Origin of the sequence: Streptomyces sp. BE20, from assembly GCF_036322525.1 — a bacterium.
GTDB lineage: Bacteria > Actinomycetota > Actinomycetes > Streptomycetales > Streptomycetaceae > Kitasatospora.
On sequence record NZ_JAQYWW010000532.1, the window covers coordinates 1 to 301 of the forward strand.

Below are 301 nucleotides of genomic sequence, written 5' to 3' on the forward strand. Positions count from 1 at the left end.
ACGGCCCGGCCGACGCCCGGCAGGGCGGCCAACGCGGCCTCCACCTCGCCGAGTTCGATCCGGAAGCCGCGCAGCTTCACCTGGTCGTCCACCCGGCCCAGGAACTGCAACCGCCCGTCGGCCGTCCGCCGGGCGAGGTCCCCCGTGCGGTACATCCGACAGCCCGGCGGACCGTACGGGTCGGCGGTGAACCGCTCGGCGGTCAGCGCCGCCCGGTTCAGGTACCCCCGCGCCAGCTGCACCCCCGCGAGGTACAGCTCACCCGGCACACCCGGCGGCACCGGACGCAGCCGCGCGTCCA

General features: G+C 76.4%; 1 protein-coding gene. It reads right to left on the reverse strand.

Features of this window, described 5'->3' with window-relative positions; genetic code table 11:
- Positions 1-301, reverse strand: a 301-nt coding sequence (locus PUR61_RS08380; protein ID WP_329877308.1) for a hypothetical protein, incomplete at both ends; no start/stop codon positions are given.